At 44.3% G+C, this 20,455-nt stretch carries 16 protein-coding genes; 8 read left to right on the top strand and 8 right to left on the bottom strand.

Features of this window, described 5'->3' with window-relative positions; translation table 11 throughout:
* Positions 1 to 33: 33 nt before the first annotated feature.
* Both JK188_RS06980 and soxR read right to left on the bottom strand, forming a co-directional pair.
* On the bottom strand, positions 34 to 819 hold the full coding sequence (locus JK188_RS06980) for an SDR family oxidoreductase (protein WP_211887882.1): 786 nt from the start codon (positions 817 to 819) through the stop codon (positions 34 to 36).
* A gap of 194 nt (positions 820 to 1,013) precedes the next feature.
* Positions 1,014 to 1,496: a redox-sensitive transcriptional activator SoxR gene (gene soxR, locus JK188_RS06975; protein WP_187128693.1), complete on the bottom strand. Its 483-nt coding sequence runs from the start codon at positions 1,494 to 1,496 to the stop codon at positions 1,014 to 1,016.
* A 101-nt stretch (positions 1,497 to 1,597) separates the two neighbouring features.
* Between soxR and JK188_RS06970 the strand changes: the two genes are divergently transcribed.
* The 3 genes from JK188_RS06970 to JK188_RS06960 are packed head-to-tail and all read left to right on the top strand — an operon-like array spanning position 1,598 to position 6,013.
* Positions 1,598 to 2,695: an efflux RND transporter periplasmic adaptor subunit gene (locus JK188_RS06970; RefSeq protein WP_211887883.1), complete on the top strand. Its 1,098-nt coding sequence runs from the start codon at positions 1,598 to 1,600 to the stop codon at positions 2,693 to 2,695.
* Between the two features lie 10 nt (positions 2,696 to 2,705).
* A complete protein-coding gene (locus JK188_RS06965; RefSeq protein WP_211887884.1) occupies positions 2,706 to 5,810 on the top strand; it encodes a MexW/MexI family multidrug efflux RND transporter permease subunit in 3,105 nt (1,034 codons plus the stop codon).
* Positions 5,807 to 6,013: a hypothetical protein gene (locus JK188_RS06960; protein ID WP_211887885.1), complete on the top strand. Its 207-nt coding sequence runs from the start codon at positions 5,807 to 5,809 to the stop codon at positions 6,011 to 6,013. The genes JK188_RS06965 and JK188_RS06960 overlap by 4 nt, the downstream gene beginning before the upstream one ends.
* Positions 6,014 to 6,113: 100 nt before the next feature.
* On the opposite strand, the gene arnT is transcribed toward JK188_RS06960, so the two are convergent.
* The 6 genes from arnT to JK188_RS06930 form a co-directional block, all read right to left on the bottom strand.
* Positions 6,114 to 7,760: a lipid IV(A) 4-amino-4-deoxy-L-arabinosyltransferase gene (arnT, locus tag JK188_RS06955; RefSeq protein ID WP_036955307.1), complete on the bottom strand. Its 1,647-nt coding sequence runs from the start codon at positions 7,758 to 7,760 to the stop codon at positions 6,114 to 6,116.
* Positions 7,761 to 8,194: 434 nt separating this feature from the next.
* Entirely contained in the window at positions 8,195 to 9,469 is a 1,275-nt protein-coding gene (locus JK188_RS06950; RefSeq protein ID WP_211887886.1) for a bifunctional O-acetylhomoserine aminocarboxypropyltransferase/cysteine synthase, read from the bottom strand.
* A gap of 234 nt (positions 9,470 to 9,703) precedes the next feature.
* Positions 9,704 to 10,963 (bottom strand): aromatic amino acid transport family protein, encoded by a 1,260-nt coding sequence (locus JK188_RS06945; RefSeq protein WP_036955312.1) that lies wholly within the window; start codon positions 10,961 to 10,963, stop codon positions 9,704 to 9,706.
* 478 nt (positions 10,964 to 11,441) lie between these two features.
* Complete coding sequence (gene dcuC, locus JK188_RS06940; protein ID WP_036955315.1) at positions 11,442 to 12,800, bottom strand: anaerobic C4-dicarboxylate transporter DcuC; 1,359 nt, start codon at positions 12,798 to 12,800, stop codon at positions 11,442 to 11,444.
* A 280-nt stretch (positions 12,801 to 13,080) separates the two neighbouring features.
* Entirely contained in the window at positions 13,081 to 13,539 is a 459-nt protein-coding gene (locus JK188_RS06935; protein WP_036955318.1) for a regulatory protein RecX, read from the bottom strand.
* Between the two features lie 69 nt (positions 13,540 to 13,608).
* Positions 13,609 to 15,057, bottom strand: a complete 1,449-nt coding sequence (locus JK188_RS06930) for a DUF4026 domain-containing protein (protein ID WP_211887887.1) — start codon at positions 15,055 to 15,057, stop codon at positions 13,609 to 13,611.
* A 263-nt stretch (positions 15,058 to 15,320) separates the two neighbouring features.
* On the opposite strand from JK188_RS06930, the gene JK188_RS06925 reads away from it, so the two are divergent.
* From JK188_RS06925 to JK188_RS06905, 5 genes are all read left to right on the top strand, one after another.
* Positions 15,321 to 15,503, top strand: coding sequence for a hypothetical protein (locus JK188_RS06925; RefSeq protein WP_006658236.1), 183 nt, complete (start codon positions 15,321 to 15,323; stop codon positions 15,501 to 15,503).
* 256 nt (positions 15,504 to 15,759) lie between these two features.
* A complete protein-coding gene (locus JK188_RS06920; protein WP_211887888.1) occupies positions 15,760 to 16,764 on the top strand; it encodes a hypothetical protein in 1,005 nt (334 codons plus the stop codon).
* On the top strand, positions 16,764 to 17,909 hold the full coding sequence (locus JK188_RS06915; RefSeq protein WP_211887889.1) for a BamA/TamA family outer membrane protein: 1,146 nt from the start codon (positions 16,764 to 16,766) through the stop codon (positions 17,907 to 17,909). Before JK188_RS06920 ends, JK188_RS06915 begins: the two co-directional genes overlap by 1 nt.
* Entirely contained in the window at positions 17,909 to 19,060 is a 1,152-nt protein-coding gene (locus JK188_RS06910) for a DUF4056 domain-containing protein (protein WP_211887890.1), read from the top strand. Before JK188_RS06915 ends, JK188_RS06910 begins: the two co-directional genes overlap by 1 nt.
* Before the next feature lie 471 nt (positions 19,061 to 19,531).
* A complete protein-coding gene (locus JK188_RS06905) occupies positions 19,532 to 20,338 on the top strand; it encodes a protein bax (protein WP_036955332.1) in 807 nt (268 codons plus the stop codon).
* Positions 20,339 to 20,455: the final 117 nt, after the last annotated feature.

Here is a 20,455-nt window from a genome sequence, read left to right as displayed (position 1 = left end):
TGAATTCCTCGATAAAATTAAAATCAGGGTGTCTTATTCAGCAAGACGGGGAATGGCGGGTTTCGCCTGTTCAGGTCCCATGGCGGAGTATCCACCATCGACCGCGTAATCTGCGCTAGTGACAAAACTCGCTAGCTCAGACAGTAGGAATGCCACAACTTGAGCCACCTCTTCAGGGTCGCCAACACGTTGTAAAAGATGATAATCCGCCGCGACACGGTCGGTTTTTTGGCGATCGCCACCCGTCAATTCGTCCATCACCCGAGACCATGTCCAACCGGGGGAAACAGAATTGACGCGAATACCGTCGGGGGCATAATCCATCGCTTGGCTACGCGTCACTTCTAGCATGGCAGCTTTCGATGCGGGATAGAGCCAGCGACCCGTTTGCGCCACCGAAGAGGAGATACTGGTAAAGTTAACAATTGCCCCTTTGCCCGCTTTGGCTAGATGAGGCTTGGCAAATTGCGCTGCCATCACGGCGCTCACCACATTGATATTTAATGCCGTTAGCCAGTCTTGACGTGAAGAGGCTTGACCGTCATCCAGATAGGTGGCGGCCAGATTAACCAAAAAATCGAGTTGACCATATTTTTGCGCAACGCGGTCAATACCTTGCTTTAACTGTTGGTCATCAGTGATATCTACGGGTAGAAAATCAATGTTGGGCTCCGATTGCGCCACAATTTCCCCATTGGTTTTGTCGATATCAAAAATGGTGACTTTGACCCCATAGGAACATAAGATTTTTGCCACGGTTGCGCCGATTTTGGTTGCACCACCCGTCACGATGGCAATTTTATTATTCAGACCTTTCATCACTGTGCCCTCTTTGCTCTCATTCGTTCACAAAAAATTAACATGACGAATCATTACGCAAAAAAGGCAAAAGCCTGTAGCCCATATGCGCAAAGATTATCCACACAGCGCGGCTATTTATTTAATAACATGATGATAATACAGAACAAATAGCCACATCTTGCCGTGGCTATCCAGATAGTGAAAAGTGTGATTTAAGGACGTTCGAGGATTTGGGCGCCCGAACCCTGATGACCTAAGATATCTTCAGGGTTGCGCAATGGGCAATCTTTGAGAGACAAACAACCACAACCAATACAGTGATCCAACTCATTGCGCAACCGAGTTAACTGTTTGATTCGTCTATCTAATGAACTTTTCCATTCCGTTGACATCCCTTTCCACTCTTCCGCGGTCAACTTGCTGTTTGCCGGAAACTGACCCAGTGCATCTTGGATCTCTTTGAGGGGAATACCTGTGCTTTGTGCCACTTTGATAATGGCAATGTAGCGTAAAACCACAGGTGGAAAACGCCGTTGATTCCCTTGTGTTCGGGTACTTTGAATCAGCCCTTTCGCCTCATAGAAATGTACGGTAGAAACCGGAACGCCTGCGCGCTTAGCCACTTCTCCTACCGTCAGTGCCCGTGAAAAATCCACCTTTTCAGCGGCAATTTTTCGCGTTTTTATCGTATTCATGGTTTTACCCACCATTTCTTCTTTCCCCCTATTGACCTCAACTTAACTTAAGGTTTTATAGTGCCAGCCTCTTTAATTGTCAATTTAAGATGCCAATGATAATGAATAAAAAAACGCTAACTTTGCTATGTGCAGGGCTTCTCTCCGTAGGTGGGGGAGCCGCCATTTACTCGACTTACGCCAGCTCAGACGATAAGCCACAAGCGGCTTATCAGTATCCTCCAGTGAAAGTGGCTCTTGCTCCCGTCACCTTGGCTAATGCTCCACGCACTTTTTACGGTGTGGGGGAATTAGAAGCGGGTAGTCAGGTGTTTGTAGCCGCAGAAACCAGTGGGCGCATCACCAAAATTGGTTTTGAATCCGGTCAACAGGTCAAAAAAGGGCAATTACTGGTGCAGCTCAATGATGCGGTGGAACGTGCAGATTTAGCTCGCTATCAAGCACAATACCGCAATGCTGCCCGCCTATATGACAGAACCCGTTCTCTGTCTGCGCAACATTTAGTGGCAGAAGCGCAGGTGGATAGTACCCGTGCCGAGCGCGATATGGCACAAGGGCTGATTCAGCAGACCCAAGCACTGATTGCGCAAAAAGCCATTCATGCCCCATTCGATGGCACGATTGGTATTCGCCAAGTCCATGAAGGGCAATACCTTAGTCCTGGTGAAGCGATAGCCAGCCTTGTGGATACCCAAACGTTGAAGCTGAATTTCTCATTGGATGAGCAAGCCTCCCCGGAATTGCATCAAGGGCAAGTGGTAGATATCACCGTCGATGCTTACCCCGAAACCCCATTCCCTGCCAAAGTGACGGCGATTGATCCGTTGATTGGCAAATCCCGAACAATTGCGTTGCAAGCTACGCTGGATAACAGCAATGGCAAGCTAAAAGCAGGTATGTACGCCAATGTCACCGTGGTGCGACAAGCCAACAATGCGGTGTTGACCATTCCTGAAACGGCGGTCACCTACACTGCTTACGGAGATACGGTATTTATCGCTGAAGGGACTGGGGACGCCATGACGGTCAAACGCGTTTCCGTGAAAACGGGGCAACGTTTTGATGGCAATATCGAAATTGAACATGGACTTGCGGAGGGCGACCAAGTGGTCAGTTCTGGGCAGCTACGCCTGAATAATGGCTCTGCTATTACCCCTGTCGCTCAAAATACATTATCTGAAACCCCGCAAGGTTCCTAAGGACAGTACTATGAAATTTACGGACTTGTTTGTGCGCCGACCGGTATTGGCTTTAGTCGTCAGTGCCTTGATTGTATTGATCGGGCTGTTTGCGCTGAGCAAATTACCCATTCGCCAATATCCTCAATTAGAAAGTTCAACCATCACTATTACCACGCAATATCCAGGTGCATCGGCAAAATTGATGCAGGGGTTTGTGACTCAGCCGATTGCCCAGGCGGTCTCTTCCGTTGAAGGGGTTGATTACCTATCCTCATCATCCGTTCAAGGCAGCAGCCTTGTGACGGTTCGCATGGAGCTAAACCGCGATTCAACCCAAGCTCTCACCCAAGTGATGGCGAAGGTGAACCAAGTACGTTATAAGTTACCGAAAGAGGCCTATGACCCTGTGATTGAGCTCTCTTCAGGAGAGTCCACTGCCGTCGCTTATATTGGTTTTTCCAGTACCGAACTTTCGATTCCCGCACTAACCGATTACCTTTCCCGCGTGGTAGAACCAATGTATTCCGCCATTGATGGCGTAGCGAAAGTGCAAGTATTTGGCGGGCAACAACTGGCGATGCGTTTATGGCTGGATGCGGATAAGCTCGCTGGTCGCGGCATTTCAGCGGCTGAGGTCGCCCAAGCGGTGCGCCAAAATAACTATCAAGCAGCTCCCGGTAAGGTAAAGGGTGAGTTTGTCATTTCTAACGTGTATGTGAACACCGATTTAACCAATGTGGATGAATTTCGCGATTTGGTGATCCGCAATGATGGTAACGGATTGGTGCGCTTAAAGGATGTGGGTACCATTGAGCTGGGGGCAGCATCTACAGAAACCAGTGGCTTAATGAATGGGGAACCTGCCATTTACTTAGGTTTGTTTGCCACGCCAACCGGTAACCCGCTGGTGATTGTAGATGGCATGAATAAGTTAATGCCAGATATCATCAAAACCCTGCCGCCGGGGGTAAAAGTGGAAATGGCCTTTGAAACTTCACGGTTTATTAAAGCCTCCATCGACCAAGTGATCCATACCCTTGTTGAAGCCCTACTAATTGTTATCGCCGTGATTTATTTGTGCCTTGGTTCGATTCGCAGCGTGATTATTCCCATTCTTGCCATTCCGCTGTCCATGCTAGGTGCGGCGGCATTGATGATGGCGTTCGGCTTTAGTATTAACTTGCTGACCTTACTGGCGATGGTGCTGGCGATTGGGTTGGTGGTGGATGATGCCATTGTGGTGGTAGAAAACGTGCATCGCCATATTGAAGAGGGGAAATCCCCTGTTTTGGCAGCCTTGATCGGCGCCCGTGAGGTAGCAGGTCCCGTTATCGCGATGACCATTACCCTCGCTGCGGTGTATGCACCGATTGGCTTAATGTCTGGATTAACAGGGGCATTATTTAAAGAGTTTGCGCTCACATTAGCGGGTGCGGTGATTGTATCTGGCATCGTGGCGTTAACCCTTTCTCCGGTGATGAGTTCGTTTATGTTGAACTCAAAACAGAATGAAGGGCGCATGGCGCGAATGGCAGAAACCTTCTTCGAGACCCTTGCCCATTACTATACGGCGGTGCTGAATTTCTCATTGAAGAACCGCTGGATCACCGGAATTTTAGCTGTCGGTGTCGTGATCAGCCTGCCAATGTTGTATCAATCCGCGCCACGAGAGCTGGCGCCTGTTGAAGACCAATCAAGCGTCTTAACGGCGATTAAATCTCCGCAATATGCCAACCTTGAGTATGTGGAGCGTTTCTCCCGTAAATTACACGATGTGTTTATGGAGCTACCCGAAACCGAAAGTACGTGGATTATTAACGGTACCGATGGCCCATCAGCCAGTTTCGGAGGAACAAACTTAACCTCTTGGGAGCAGCGAGAGCGACCTGCGTCGGCGATCCAATCGGATTTACAAAATCGTGTTGGCGATGTGGAAGGTAACAGTATCTTTGTATTCCAGTTACCTGCATTACCGGGTTCGACGGGCGGTTTGCCTATTCAGATGGTGCTAAAAAGCCCGCAAGATTATCCGGTACTGTATCGCACTATGGAAGAGATTAAACAGCAAGCGCGTGAAAGTGGTCTGTTTATGGTGGTCGATAGCGATCTCGACTATAACAACCCTGTGGTTGAGGTGCGGATTAATCGTTCGAAAGCCAACAGTTTAGGCATTCGCATGCAGGATATTGGTGAGTCCTTAACGTTGCTGGTGGGTGAGAATTATATCAACCGCTTTGGCATGGATGGGCGCTCTTATGATGTGATCCCGCAAAGCCTACGCAGCCAGCGACTGACGCCTGAAGCGTTATCCCGCCATTATGTTAAGTCCGAAGATGGCAGCATGATCCCGCTGTCGACGGTGGTGGATATTTCAACGCAAGTAGAGCCTAATAAACTGTCTCAGTTTAATCAGCAAAATGCGGCTATTTTCCAAGGGATCCCTGCACCGGGCGTTACCATAGGGCAAGCAGTGGCGTATCTCGATGAGATAGCCAGCGAACTACCCGCTGGTTTTAGCCATGATTGGCAATCTGATTCGCGCCAATATAAACAAGAAGGAAACACCCTCGCCTTCGCGTTTATGGCGGCGCTGCTCATTATCTATTTAGTGCTCGCAGCGCAGTATGAAAGTTTAGTAGATCCGTTGATTATCTTAATTACCGTTCCGCTTTCTATCTGTGGTGCCTTGATTCCGCTGGCATTGGGTTATGCCACCCTCAATATTTATACCCAAATTGGCTTAGTTACCTTGATCGGGCTAATCAGTAAACACGGGATCTTGATGGTGGAGTTTGCCAATGAGCTGCAAGCTAACGAAGGGTTAGATAAACGCCATGCCATTTTAAAAGCAGCACAAATCCGTTTACGCCCAATTTTGATGACGACGGCAGCAATGGTTATCGGTTTAGTTCCTCTTCTGTTCGCGACTGGCGCTGGAGCAAATAGCCGCTTTGGGCTGGGTTTGGTGATTGTCACAGGCATGTTGGTGGGGACGCTATTTACCCTGTTTGTGTTGCCAACTATCTATTCCGTGCTCGCACGTAATCACAGCGCAACAGCGTTAACCCCAAGACGTTATGAGCTGGCCGAAGCTAACCGTTTAATTAAACACTCTGAGGAGACGGCACCATGAATTTATCATCGTTAAACCATCTTTCACTTGTTCCCGTTCGCAAGGAAAAGCGAAGCGTTCATGATAAACGGTCAGTTCATGACAGCAAATCAGCAGGTTCTGTGGCTAATCCTATGAGCAACAGTGTGGCAATGATGATGATTTATCATCCTTATCCGGTATGGAAAACGCGCTCAGACCCAACTAACCGATGGCGTAAATAGTGTTCTCAGCGATGTTTGAATTAATACTCTAATCAACAGAAAGAAGAGCCTCATACTTTCGTAGTGCGGCTCTTCTTCAAGCTATTATCAGGCTGTTAATTTACTGACCTTCATAGAAAGCCATCACTAACTTACCTTCTTTAATAATGATTGGCGTACCCGGTAAAGCATCAATGACTTCATTTTGCGAAGCATCAACCACCACCGCAACGTTGCGGTTATTTTGGCTCGCCAACAAGCTTGGTAGCTGCTCTAAACGGTAAAAACGATTTTCCGCATCTGGGTAATTCAGCCCGTAGCCTAGCTCACCCGTTTGATACAGCATGGTAATGTCATCGCGTTTGAGTACCCAAGCCAATGCAGTGCCTAATCCCACATTGTTAGTTAAAAGTACCGCGCGGTTTTGTAGCTGATCTTGGTATTTTGTTAACACGCCTTGCGGGGTGTTATTGCTCTCAATATATTTAGGGATCACATGCCCAATACTGAGGCTGAGTACTAACGTACAGGCGGCTGCCCATGACCAGAATTTGCGGTTAAATGACACTACACCCATCACAGCCCAAAACAGAAATGCCCCTGCGGCAATCCACATTTTGTAGCTTTCATCCCCTTGATATAAATTCATTTTAGGGAAATAAGGTGATGCAATAAATGCCCCTGCCGCCGCGATACCCAACGTGATGTTTATCAGTGCATTCAGGCGAATGGTAGCCACTTTATTCTGAGTTAAAACCTGCTGCAAATAGGATGCCATCAAAATCGCGATGGGTGCGATGCACGGCAGAATATAGGTGAGAAGCTTCCCTTTTGTCACACTAAAAAACAGGAAAGGTAGCGCCGCCCACAATAAGAAATAGAGGTTCATGCCTCTCGCGCGAACTGCGTGTGCAATGGATGAGAAGAGGTAACCTAACCACGGAAGCACCGCCGCCAACAAAATCGGCATATAGAACCAGAACGGAGATTTGTTTTGTGCGTTATCCGCCATAAAACGCTGAATATGCTCAACCCAGAAAAAGTAACTCCAATAATCTGGCTCTAGGCTTGCAATAGTAAGCGCCCACGGTAAGCAAACTAACACGGCAACAAGAATCGAAATTAATGCGTACAGGCAGACGTCTTTGAACTTTTTAAAGTAAATTGCGCTAACGGAACACACTAAAACGGGAAGCACTAAAACTAAAAAGCCTTTTGTCATAACGCCTAAACCGCATGCCACGCCAATCAGAATATAGGCATACAATTTATGAGCGCGTTGTGTCGTGGTTATCCCCCATTGGAAAAAGAAGATAATCATCGTAATAAAGGCGGTCACAATTGGGTCAAGGATGTTATAAGTCCCAATGGTCAAAATCATAAACATGGAAAGATAAATAAGCACCGCATTAAACGCGAGATCTTTATTTTTCCATGCCATCTTTGCACTAAGATAAACAAATAACCCGCTGATAAGGGTGCTAAACACCACACCTAACCGAACCGAGACATTGTTTTCACCAAATAACATTTGGAAGAAAGAACCGACCCAATAACCAAAAATCGGCTTTTCAAAATAGCGGATACCAAGCAGCTCAGGCACGCTCCAATGGCTACTTAATATCAGCTCACGGCTGATTTCTGCATAGCGTAGCTCATCGGGCTGCCATAGCATGCGCCCATTGAGAGGAAGAAAATAGGTTATGAGTACAAAACCGAATAATAGGCACCACTTAAAGTAGGCAACTTTATTATTTGCCATCATCATTTAATCTCAACCATTATTGTCATAAATATTTAATAATTATTATTTGCGCCGAAGCTTCAGGCACTTTTGATTGATAAAATCAGGGTTCTATTATCATTAGTTCGACTAAACCCAGTATAAACCAATAAACATTTTCGTATTTCATACATCCATATGAGATAAACAATCAATAAATGAATCTTTTATTTCAACATTAAGATAACAGGATGAGCTGCTTGTTAAGACTCGATTAAAAAACAATAGTTCAGCGATTTCCATTTATTTTTAACAGAATGAAAAATAAATTAAAAAACGATGCCGCTTGCGAATAGTTATTAATTCTAGGAAGAAGAATAAAACCCAACAGTTAATCACGCAGGTAACAATAAAGGCGGTTATTGCAATATATTCTTCACAATAACCGCCTTTATTTATCGGTAGCTACTTAACAAGATTTACTTGGCTGCATCCAAGGCTTGGATTAAGTCAGCAAGAATGTCATCGATATGTTCAATACCAATGGATAAACGGATCATATCGCGCGATACTCCTGCACGAGCTAGCTCTGCATCATTTAATTGACGATGGGTGGTCGATGCTGGGTGGCAAGCTAATGATTTTGCATCGCCAATATTGACCAAGCGAACAATCAGGTTCAGTGCATCAATAAAACGCGCCCCCGCTTCTTGCCCCCCTTTGATCCCAAAAGACATAATACTAGCAGGTTTACCTTGCATATATTTTTGCGCAAGTGCGTGCTCAGGGTTGCTTGGTAGCCCCGCATATTTTACCCATGCCACTTGCGGATGGTTTTCGAGGAATTGTGCCACTTTCACTGCGTTTTCAGTATGGCGCTCCATTCTTAACGCGAGCGTTTCCAGACCTTGTAAGATCAAGAAGGCGTTAAATGGCGATAATGCTGCTCCCGTTCCACGCAGCGGTGCCACGCGGCAACGCGCAATAAACGCCGCCGCACCGAAGTGCTCTGTATAGCTGACACCGTGATAAGCGATATCCGGCTCAACCAGCAGAGAAAAACGCTCTGCGTGCTCTGCCCATGGGAATTTACCTGAATCAATCACCATTCCGCCGATTGAGGTGCCATGACCACCGATATATTTGGTTAACGAGTGCACCACAATATCCGCACCGTGTTCGAATGGGCGGCATAAATACGGAGTCGCTACGGTATTATCGACAATCAGAGGTACGCCATGGCGATGAGCGACCTCCGCCAGCGCGGCAAGGTCAACAATGAAGCCCGCAGGGTTAGAGATAGATTCGCAGAAAACGGCTTTTGTTTTCTCGTCAATCAGGGCTTCTAGTGCGGCTAAATCATCGTGTTCAGCAAACCGGGTTTCGATACCAAGGCGCGGTAGAGTATGCGCCAGTAAGTTGTACGTACCGCCATACAGTTTTGCCACCGAAACAATGTTATCGCCGACTTGGGCAATGGTTTGAATTGCATAGGTGATAGCTGCCATGCCCGAAGCCACAGCCAGCCCAGCAATTCCCCCTTCAAGGGCAGCAACGCGCTTTTCTAGCACATCGTTGGTCGGGTTCATAATGCGGGTATAGATATTACCTACAACTTTTAAGTCGAACAGATCTGCGCCATGCTGTGTATCGTCAAATGCATAAGAGGTGGTTTGATAAATAGGCACCGCGACAGACTTGGTTGTAGGGTCTGGAGAATAGCCTGCGTGGATTGATAATGTTTCTAATTTCATTGAGTTATCCTTGTTATACCCGCACTGCCAATTGAATGGGTTCTTGTTTTTATTTCACGGTACTTATTATTTCACGGCAGTCCTTTCCAATATCCCCCAAGTAAATTCCTCGCACAACCATCTAGACTTGAAATAATTTCATCTAAAGTTATTCATAAAATAAATAAGACCGCATTAGAAACAAAAAAACCCATATTGCCGAAGCAATATGGGTTTCGGTACAACTGAATTTAATTACGCGAACGCGCCATAAATCACAGAGGTAATTGATGCTAAGCCGCATAGCAGCGTAAAGATTTGCGCTGGCTTAGAGGTACTAAACGGTTTCATTGCAGGCACGATACGCATCGCCACAACTGGCAGGATAAACAGGATTGCCGCAATCATTGGGGCACCCATGGTTTCAATCATACCTAAGATACTTGGGTTGATAATCGCGACGATCCAAGTGGTGATTACAATGAACAGTAAAGAGATTAACTCAATTTTCTTCACAGAAACTGAAGAGCGCGATTTGACTAATCCAACCAGACCTTCGTGCGCACCTAAGAAGTGACCAAAGTAGCTAGAAACGATAGCTGCGAATGCCACGATAGGACCTAAGTAAGACAGGATTGGTGATGGGTTAATGTTCGCAATGTGGGATAACACGCTGATATTTTCTTTCTTCGCGATTTCTAACTCAGCAGGACTCAGTGACAGAACCACAGAGAATACGAAAAACATCACGAAGCCAGTTAGCATAAATGCTGCGCCGCCAGTGATCATGTCAGTTTTAATCACAGCTTGGTCGCCAAATTGCTGACGTTGGTCTTTTGCAAACTGGCTGATGATTGGGCTGTGATTAAAAGAGAATACGATGATAGGAATCGCCATCCAGACAACAATCGGCATTGCGCTCCAATCTGGTGCGACTTCTAACATCGACGTATTCCACTCAGGGATCAGGTACAGAGACAGTGCTAATAAGATGAAGACTAATGGATAAACCATCATAGAAGTGAGCTTCAGCATTAAGTCACGACCGAATACGACACCTGCGGTCATTGCTGCAATTAACACACCAGACAGCAACCAACGTGGCAGTGGGTCCATACCAATTTGGTTCACTAAGAATGAGTCTACTGTGTTAGTGATACCCACGCCGTAAATTAATACGATTGGGTAAATCGCAAAGAAATAAGCAAAAGTAATGATATTCGCACCTGTTTTACCGAAATGTTCTTCCACAGTATCGGTAATATCAGCATCGTGTTTCTTAGCCGATAAAACAAAACGCGCTAACCCTTTATGAGCTAACCAAATCATTGGCGTTGCAATTAAAGCTAATACAACTAATGGCCAGAAACCACCCGCGCCAGCTTTAATTGGCAGAAAAAGAACACCCGCACCAACGGCGGTACCAAAAAGAGATAATACCCAAGTGAAGTCTTTATAAGTCCACTTACTGGCAGGTTTGTCTGTCGTGTTTACTGCGGTTTTTATTGTGCTCATACCGTCACTTCATCGTTTTAAAATGGATAAAAAAAGATGCGGCGAATTTTGCATTAAATGCGTTAGAGCAACTAGCTTATTTTGATTAATCTTTCTGGCTTTTTGGTGTAGATCTCATATCTGAATTTAAAAAAATGACAATTTGTTAATAATCGCAAATAAATTTTTATCATTTGATTGAAAATACCAAAACACCACATCAAAAAAGCGTAGAGTTTTTTTCTTTTGAACCTAAGTTTTAACCGAAATAAATATCGATAAAAAAATGGCTAGAATAATTTCTAGCCATCAGACCATTTCCAAACCCATCAGGGTTGGAAATGGCTCTTTTGGGTTGTAGAATTAACAAGGAAAATCAATTCATTGATTTTCGCCTGATAACACAAAGAGGGAAAAACCACGCTTTTGTCCCTCTTTGTCAGCAACATAATGGCTAGAATAATTTCTAGCCATTTTTGTTTGGTAAATACCTATTTTGTTACAAATAGACTGGCACTAAAATCTCGGTAGCAATCACAACAACGATAAGCCCAACTAATACAGGAACCGAGGTTCTTTTCACCACTTCAAACGGTGAAATCTTCGCCATCCCCGATACCGCAACCACCACCCCAGAAACCGGTGATAATGTACGACCTAAGTTAGATGCCTGTAACATTGGAATGACAAGGTAAGCTGGGTTGACGCCCATTTGCTTCGCTAAGTGAGGGATCAATTCAACGAATGCGTAGAATGGTGCGTTACCAGAACCAGTGGTCATCGCCGCTAACATAGTGATCACCACCAGCGCAATCATCATCACAATCGCGCCAGAACCAAAGGATTGTGCTAAGTCGATCAAGCCTTTAATAAAGCCGATGGTGCTTAGACCCTGAGCAAATACGCCGGCTGCCACTAACAGCATCACGACAGTTGCAAACGCATCAGCCATACCTCTATAGCAAACTTCTAAGCCACCATAGACGTGTTTTGCACTGAAGCTACGAATGAACTCAATGATTGCAGCCATAATAATACAGCCAACAATAATAGTGACGATATGTAGCTCAGGCGCCCATTTACCATCAAACACTAATACGCCGATGATTGGAGTAAATGGTAGAATCGCGTAGAAACCTGGTGCGTGGGTTTTAATTTCATTCACATCCAGCATTTCGGTTTTGACGTGCTCTTTTCTATCCAGAAAACGCTGCCAGAAGAAGTGAGCCACTGACATCGCAACAATGGCAGCAATGGAGATAGGCAGTGTGGTTTTGAATGCAAAATCAATCAGAGGCATTTCCGCTGCTTTCGCCGCTAAGATAACGTCTCCAGACGTTGGTGCTAGAATGATAGCGGCTGGTGACGCACAGATAGCCGCCGCTGCGCCACGGCTGATCCCAACGTTAACCATCACAGGGAACAGGGTTGCCATCAATAACACCCCTAAACCTGTTGCCGATGAAACTGCCAGTGACATCAAGCAAGCAACAATATACGCCGCAACCATCAATAAGTATGGGGAGTTGATCATTTTTAATGGCTTGGAGGCAATTTTAACCACCACGTCATTCGCACCGATGTGAGTCATATAAGACGCAAACCCACACAGCACCATGATCATCATACCGAGGTCACCACCTCGGCTCATTAATAAGAACTTGATGTATTCCAGAATATCAGTAACGCGCCATCCCGTTGCTTTCACTGATTCTGGTAAAATGCTTTTACCCATTAACGCAGTAATAATTAGGAGTAAAATACCCCCCGTCATTAATACCCCAGTTGCAGAGTAACCCTTTATTATATAGCGCCCAACTCCAACGGCGACCAATACGCCTATTAAGAGCTCAATCATGTGTTTCTCCTGCCCGTCTCATTTTGTAATTATTGGTGGTACTCTGCCTAAAAAAAAAGCGAAATACACTGATAATGATCATAGTGGACAATATTTTTAATCTAGAAATAGATAAAAACACAAGTCAAAAAAATATTATTTTTTGACTAAGCAAAAGAAATGAAATTCAGGGGCATTAAACATTTAAACTAAAGCCAAATAATAGTAATTTAAGCGATATTAAATGGCGTGATTATCTACATAATGACCATCATAAATAATGTAAGATTAACTGCAAAAATTAGCGCGAGAATAACTCAAATATCATGTCACCAAAAAAACCTCGGTATTGCAGATAACGAATTTGTTTACCCTTCTCTTTAAAGTCAGTTGGGATTTCATCCCCAAATTTTTTACTGCGTACTTCTGCTGCCTTTTCAAACCAGTCGACATCAAGCTCAGCAAAATGGTGTTCGACTAATGTCTCGGCAAATCCTTTTTGCCGCATTTCTTGTTTGATCCGCAAAGGTCCATATCCTTTACGCGAATACCCTTGCAATAGCAGTGATACCACACGGTCATCATCCAAAAAGTGCTGCTCACTCAGTTTATCCAACACCCCTTCAATCAACTGCTCATCGATAATCCCCTCATTTTTTTCATACATACGGCGCTTCATACGGGCAAATAACTCCGCTTTGCCATAATCGCGTCTGGAAAGTAAAAATAGGGCATATTGGTACAGTTCAGGTTGGGTCATTGTCACATTTAACTCATTAAAAAGGGCACTGAATTCAGTGCCCTATTCGCATTAGTCAATCAAGATAGATTAATGCACTTGAGCACCACTAAGAAGTTTATAGATTGTATCAGGAGTATAGCTACCGTCCTGATAATAAATAGTCCAATCCGTGATATGGTCACGCGTTAGCGGATAAACACCGCCCTCTTCCATGGTTTCCACATAGAATGGGTGATTAATTAAACGGCCTTCAAACTGGTCGCCGTTCCATGTCAACGGCTCAAACCACATATGTTCGTGCCCTTCATCACCCTCTTCATCTTGATAACTAATGCCGCATTTAATTAAGAAGCGCCACTCTGATTCTTCCTCTTCTTCCGATTTTCCGAGCAGCTTCGCAAATAGCCCTTTTTTCGGTGCGACTGGCTTTGGACCATAGTTATCGAGCATGTGAGTGAAGTATTCCCAACGTAGTCTGGCTTTGCTGGACATATCCGCCGTTTCTTCATCAGTGCGCATAAACATCATTGCATTTTGGTCTTCAAACCCTTCAAAGAAGCTTTCCAATGTTGGGTTTTCTTGCGTGACACGGAATAACATTACGGATGGATGCTGGTGAGATTCGTCACGGTCGTGCCAATCCCCCATAAAACGCTCAGAGCTCATATCGCCAAACTCGAAGTTCATCTCTTCCAGCGGTTTTAAGTTATCGATCGGTGTGGAAGTTCCTACATGAAGGAGACCTTCTTCAAAAGGTACCGCCACTAAATATTCATAGCCGGTTTGTGTTTGCCCAATGAAAATCGGCTCATTAAAGTCGATTTTTCCGTTGGTAATGCTGTTGTTCACAAAGCTCCAGAACAACTCAGGGATCCCATAATAAGACGCAATCGGGTGTGGAATGATAATTTCCGCTTCCGATAAACCACAACGGGCTAACCCATGAGTATGGAACCAATATTTGGTCGGTGCTGAATCTTCTGAGTTTTCATCATGATCGTAAATGGCATGCACCACATACAAAGAATCAATGCTTGGCATTAAATCGTCGATCAGCTGGAAGTTAAGCCATTCACGGGTAAAGACTTTACCTGCGGCAGAAATATCCAAGCCCAGTAATAAATCAGGCACTAAAATTTGGATAATTTTAAGCTGCTGTAGGTAGCTCACTAAAGGCTTTTCTTGGAATAGGCATTCAACCACCACGGCCTGTGGCGCATTGCTTGCCTGCGTGTAAAGTTCTTGGCTAATAGGATCTGTCGCGAAATACGGGTTGATGGTGTATTCCGGGTCGCTCTCCACAAGCGAAACGTAAAAACGTAACTCTTCTTCGCCACGTTTACAGCTAAAGAAGAAACCGCCGCCTTCTTCATCAGGCAGGTAATCGATTTCCCCTTCAGTAAAGTAGGTTTGCTCTTCCAGACGCTGTTCAAGTTGTAGGGAGGTCAGCTCTGATGCAGGGATGGCCACCATCATCGAGGCTTCTTTCTCCCCGTTTCCAGCAGCAATATCAAGGTATTGTTGTTTATTGTTCACTATTTTGCCCTGTTATTTATTATCTTACTGGAGGATATCAGCTTATATTCGATAAGAATATTGTGATAATTCTTAACCCAATCAGATAGGCGTTTAATCTCTCATATTTAAACTAGGAGCACTAATCATCATTATTTGATGCAACGTAATTCCACTTTTCATCCCGTATTCACTAAGGCACAATGAGAACCAGCATCACCAAGGCTTTTGGTTGGTGAAATAATCCTTTCTTATATAGGTTTTGAAAATAGAGGCTTTACAACATGGCTGATTTATCTGAGAAACAAAAAGAATATATTGATGACCTCGCAATGAAGCGCGTTTTTGATATGAATAATGATGATGTCTTAATTAATGCGCTGGAACAAAAAATTCACAGCATGGAAGCGCATTTAAAAGATTATTTCCATGAGCGTGTTCAGTTTCATCAGAAAAACAGCAAATAATACCCTTCTTCTTCATATTCGTGCTGAGATATCCAAAATTTCAGCACGCTCTTTAGCACTTCAATAGCATCTTCCTAATATCTTAATCACATCCATCATATTGATAATAATACGCATTCATAGGTAGCGAAATATCATTAAAATAGCATCATGAGCCATATTATCAATTGTCATATATGCTAAACTTTTGTCGATAACTGTAAGTTAATTAATTTATTGTTTCCTTCATTCTATTCTACTAATCATTGAGTTCATTATGACACGCATTCATTACAGCGCAGCGCTGCTACTTTCCTCTTGTCTGGCTATCCCTGCCAGTTTTGCCGATAGTGACACTCCACTATTTTCATTAAGCATGAGCGAATCTGGAGTCCCTAAAAATAATAGCGAAGGCGGTGTCACGCGTTCATCAACGACTGAATCCCGTGTATTGCCTATTTGGGGAGATGAAGCACGCGCTCGAGGTTATGACTTACCACAGCCTTTTGGTGCCAGCTATGGCTATATGAATCTGCGTCAGGACATTGTCGTTGATAGCATTGGATTTAAATTCACTTCCCCTGATTGGCAAGGGATGCAAAATGCTATAAAAATAGACCCAGGTCATACCCGAGAGAAGAATGAGACACATACATTAAAATTAGATGCATGGGTTCTGCCATTTATGAATATGTATGGTATTTATGGGAAAACCAAAGGAACATCAAAAACAAACTTAAATGATGTCAGTATCTCATTATTCCCTGGTTTTCCTGCGCATTCTTTAGGTAAAGATATTCCTTTTGAATTAGATTTTGAAGGTAAAACCTACGGTGGCGGTGTGACTTTTGCTGGAGCATACAACCAATTCTTCGGTACATTAGACATGAACTACACCCGTACTAACCTCGATATCCTCGATGGGGACATTACTGCTTTTGTAGTTACACCTCGAGTTGGTTATGAATTTGTTTTTGAACCTTTAATTGCCGGTCAAGGGAATACCAAAATTCAAGTCTGGACGGGAGCCATGTACCAAGATATTACCCAGCGCTTTAAAGGTGATGTCAGTAAGCTGAACATGCCACCTGAACTAGCGGGTATGGTAAATGGTATATCTGAATATACCGATATAAAATTCGACGTTAAACAACACCTTGCCCATAAATGGAACAATACCGTCGGTGCTCGCGTTGAGTTAACTCGTAACTTTAACGTTCTGACCGAAGTGGGCTTTAATAACCGTAATAGCTTCTTTATTTCAGGCGAGTTCCGTTTTTAATGTTACAACAGAAACACCTGCGTAGGCTGACACTGCTCAGCCTTATCATTGCCTTCTCCTCGCAAGCACAAATCCTTCCTGAACGGGAAAAAATTGATGGTTGGCTCAGCGAGCTTGGGGGCGAAAACAGCTTTGATGAATCCAAAACTATCGACTGGGGCGTCTTACCGGGGCCTTTCTATACTCCTGAAATGGGGTTAGGTGTCGGAACCGCTTTAGTGGGTTTATATCGTCTCGACAAACAAGACACCAAAACCCAGCCCTCTTCGATTGGATTAAGTGGTTTTGCATCATCCACAGGGGCTTTTGGACTCAACTTCACTAACTACAACTTTGTAGATAGCGACCAATGGCGACTATTTGTATCTGGCACCATCAATAATGTACCGACTTATTATTGGGGTAAAGGATACGCAGCGGGTAAAAAAGAGAGCAATAAAGAAAAATACCATTCCCAAGAGTTCAAAATTACCCCAAGGGCTTTATATAAGCTAACCGATGCCACCTATGTGGGACTGGGATGGAATTTTTCGTCGATCAATGCCAGCGATCCCGATGAAGGCGCAAAAGCTTACTTTTCGCAATCAGTTGGCGGGCGTTCGGTTATCAGTTCAGGCGTCAGCGCCTACTATAGCTATGACACCCGAGACTTTTTACCCAACGCACATCATGGGCAAACACTCGAGGTTATCTATACTTATTTTTCACCAAACCTCGGTAGTGATACCCGTTTTCAAGCGGCCCAGTTGCAGTATGCCTATTACCATGAGCTCACAGAGAAAACCGTCGTAGCCGTTGATAACTATGCCCGCTTTACTACGGGAGATGTACCGTGGAATCAGCTTTCTTTATTAGGTAACAGTAACCGCATGCGGGGTTACTATGAAGGGCGCTATCGGGACAACAATATTTTTACTAGTCAAATCGAGTTACGACATAAATTAGACTGGCGGCACGGGGTTGTTGGCTGGTTAGGCACGGGGACCATGAGCGACTCTCCCTCAGAATTAGGTGCTGGACACTGGCTACCAAGTGCCGGTGTAGGCTATCGTTTTGAATTTAAGCCTCGGATGAATGTGAGACTGGATTTTGGTGTTGGTCGCAACAGTACGGGCGTCTATTTCCAAGTTGGTGAGTCTTTTTAATGTTTAAGCTGCTAATAACTTCATGTTTTTTACTTATGCTCGTCGCCTGCCAAACTCGCGAGGAGCTGAACTTACCTGCGGCGAACCTTAATCTAGATACGATTTCCAACGAGGAAGCATCTAAAGCGTGGTCTGTTCTACAAGATCTCAAAGCCCCTCAAGGACTTCGAGCCTGCTGTGCTTTTGGCTATGACCTGCAAGCGGAAGTGGCAGGTATCCCCGTTCCTTTCTATACCATCGACAACATAGTGGAAGCCGATAATCTTGGTGAGCACCATTATAATGATAGTTACTTGGGCGCCACCGCAGGTCTAATGGGGATCAGTAACGAAAAAGTGGGGCTTATCTATACCACAGATGGCGGGTTTATTGATATTGCACATGTTCGAGATACCGCCGACTATACGTTATATCTCTTTAGCCAGATTTACCCAAAACTTGGTGAAGAGTGGACACTAACCCTCAGCGATGAACTCGCGAGCAGACAAATCCATTTTTCAGCCTTTACACCACCTGCGTCCCCCGCAGAGCGCTATACGTTAAGTGCTTATCTGGCAGCTAAACTTGCATTTCAGTTAGCTGCTTGGCATGAAATTGCACAATGGTATGGCTATCAATCAGTTCCTGGCTTTTCGGAGGGGATATCTGCCTTCTCTCCCGAAGACTTATATTCCAACTTAGTGGGAGCAAGACTAGCAAGTTCGCTGATTTTACAAGGTCGTGCTGAGTCACTTGCGATATTCTCGCAATCTCTCGAAGCACTGCTTCCCATTGCACTACATCAACTTGGGGCTCAAGAAAAACCCTTAACTCGCGATGCATTTAACAAAATTGATGGGCTTTGGTGGAATAGTGCGAAGCGTGTTCCAGATAAATTTTTAGTGCTCACACGCGATTATGACACCACCGATAGCCGCTATCCGTTTTTACCAACCCAAGCTGTAGCGACTTTGGGGCTGAAACTCAGTTTGCCGTCGGAATATGCAGGATTTGCATTATCCTCTCTCGCACAGTTTCGCTTAGTACCCACCGATCATATGGCACAACTTCCTATCCCAGAGACATATTGGACAGTTGATGATTTCAAACGGCTCGCGGAGAATGCAAAAATTGAAGATCAGAAACAGCAAACCGTGCCATTGAACGACTAAAAAAGTCGTCGATTAATAGTAATATTTGGCTGAAGCAAAAGGTCAAAAAACGGTATTTTTTTTGTCCTTTTCACACATTGAAAGTCGATTTTGATTCTGTATTTTTAACAACCAATACCACTCATAAAATGCGAAACACCCCATTTTGTTTAAAATTTAGACCACTGATCGGTTATTTTTTAAGCATAATAACCCTACAATACACCTGTTAATTGTTTGAAAATCAATCTAATTTGGCTTAAATCAGATGATTGCAAGATGAAATCAAAAACAAAAATTGATAAATAAAGCATTGAAAATATAAATAACGCAATTATTTCTAATATAAAATCATTAAGTTAAAATAAATCAACACTTAATGACATACTAATACAGAAATTTACCTAATGTGAGTCGGATAAAGGTAGCTCGTGAAAAATTATTCTGCTACCATTCGCTCGATTTTTGTTCAGAGAAACATAGGAGAAGCAAATGCCCTCTCGAACGATGGGGACAAACGCCGTCTTCGCTTTCTTATTTTTACTTTTGTTTTCGGGCCTCAGTTTTGGCTCCACCAGTACCAGTACGATGCTTAAAAAAGACTTCACACTGAAGTCGGCACAAAACTCAAATCAAGCAGAAACACCACTGCCTGATATGCGTAAATACCCGTCTGGTACTCCACGTAAGAAAGCGTTTTTGAAAACGATTGTCCCGGTGATTGAAAAAGTCAATCAACAGATTATGGAAGAGCGTAACTGGCTGCTTTCCGTGCGCACGAACACCAAATGGAGCGCCCAAGAGCTACGTCGCCTAACCCAGATCTGCGATAGTTATGGCATCAGTTGCAGCAACCCAAAACGTATTAATTGGGATAAGCTGTTAAGTCGTGTAGACATCATGCCAACGCATTTAGTTGCGACACAAGCGGCTACAGAGTCTGGTTGGGGTACTTCTCAGCTTGCTCTACAAAACGGAAATTTATTTGGTATGCGCTGTGGTAGCGGTTGCCAAGTTAGCAAAGGAAAGATCAAAGGCTACTCAGCTTACGCTTCTGTTGAAGCAACAGTGACTGCCTATATGAAGAATATGAATACCCATAACGCGTATGAGTCTTTACGTCACTCGCGTGCTAAACAGCGTCAATCACAAGATGAGTTAGACTCCGTCAAGCTGATTAACGATATGAAAGGGTACTCAGAGTTAGGTTCATCATATAACCGCTATTTGAAAGAGATGTACGCGAGCAACGAAGAATTGATTACACAAGCTCAACAAAGAGCAGCGACTCGCAGCTAATTTTAGTATCTACACACCAGGTACACAGTATAAAAATCCACTTTTTCGAAAGTGGATTTTTTTTGCACTTTTTCCCATTCACTCGAAATATGACAACCCCCCCCGCCCCAGCTATAC

Origin of the sequence: Providencia sp. JGM181 (assembly GCF_018257375.1) — a bacterium.
Lineage (GTDB): Bacteria > Pseudomonadota > Gammaproteobacteria > Enterobacterales > Enterobacteriaceae > Providencia > Providencia lanzhouensis.
This window is presented reverse-complemented; position numbering and strand designations above follow the sequence as displayed.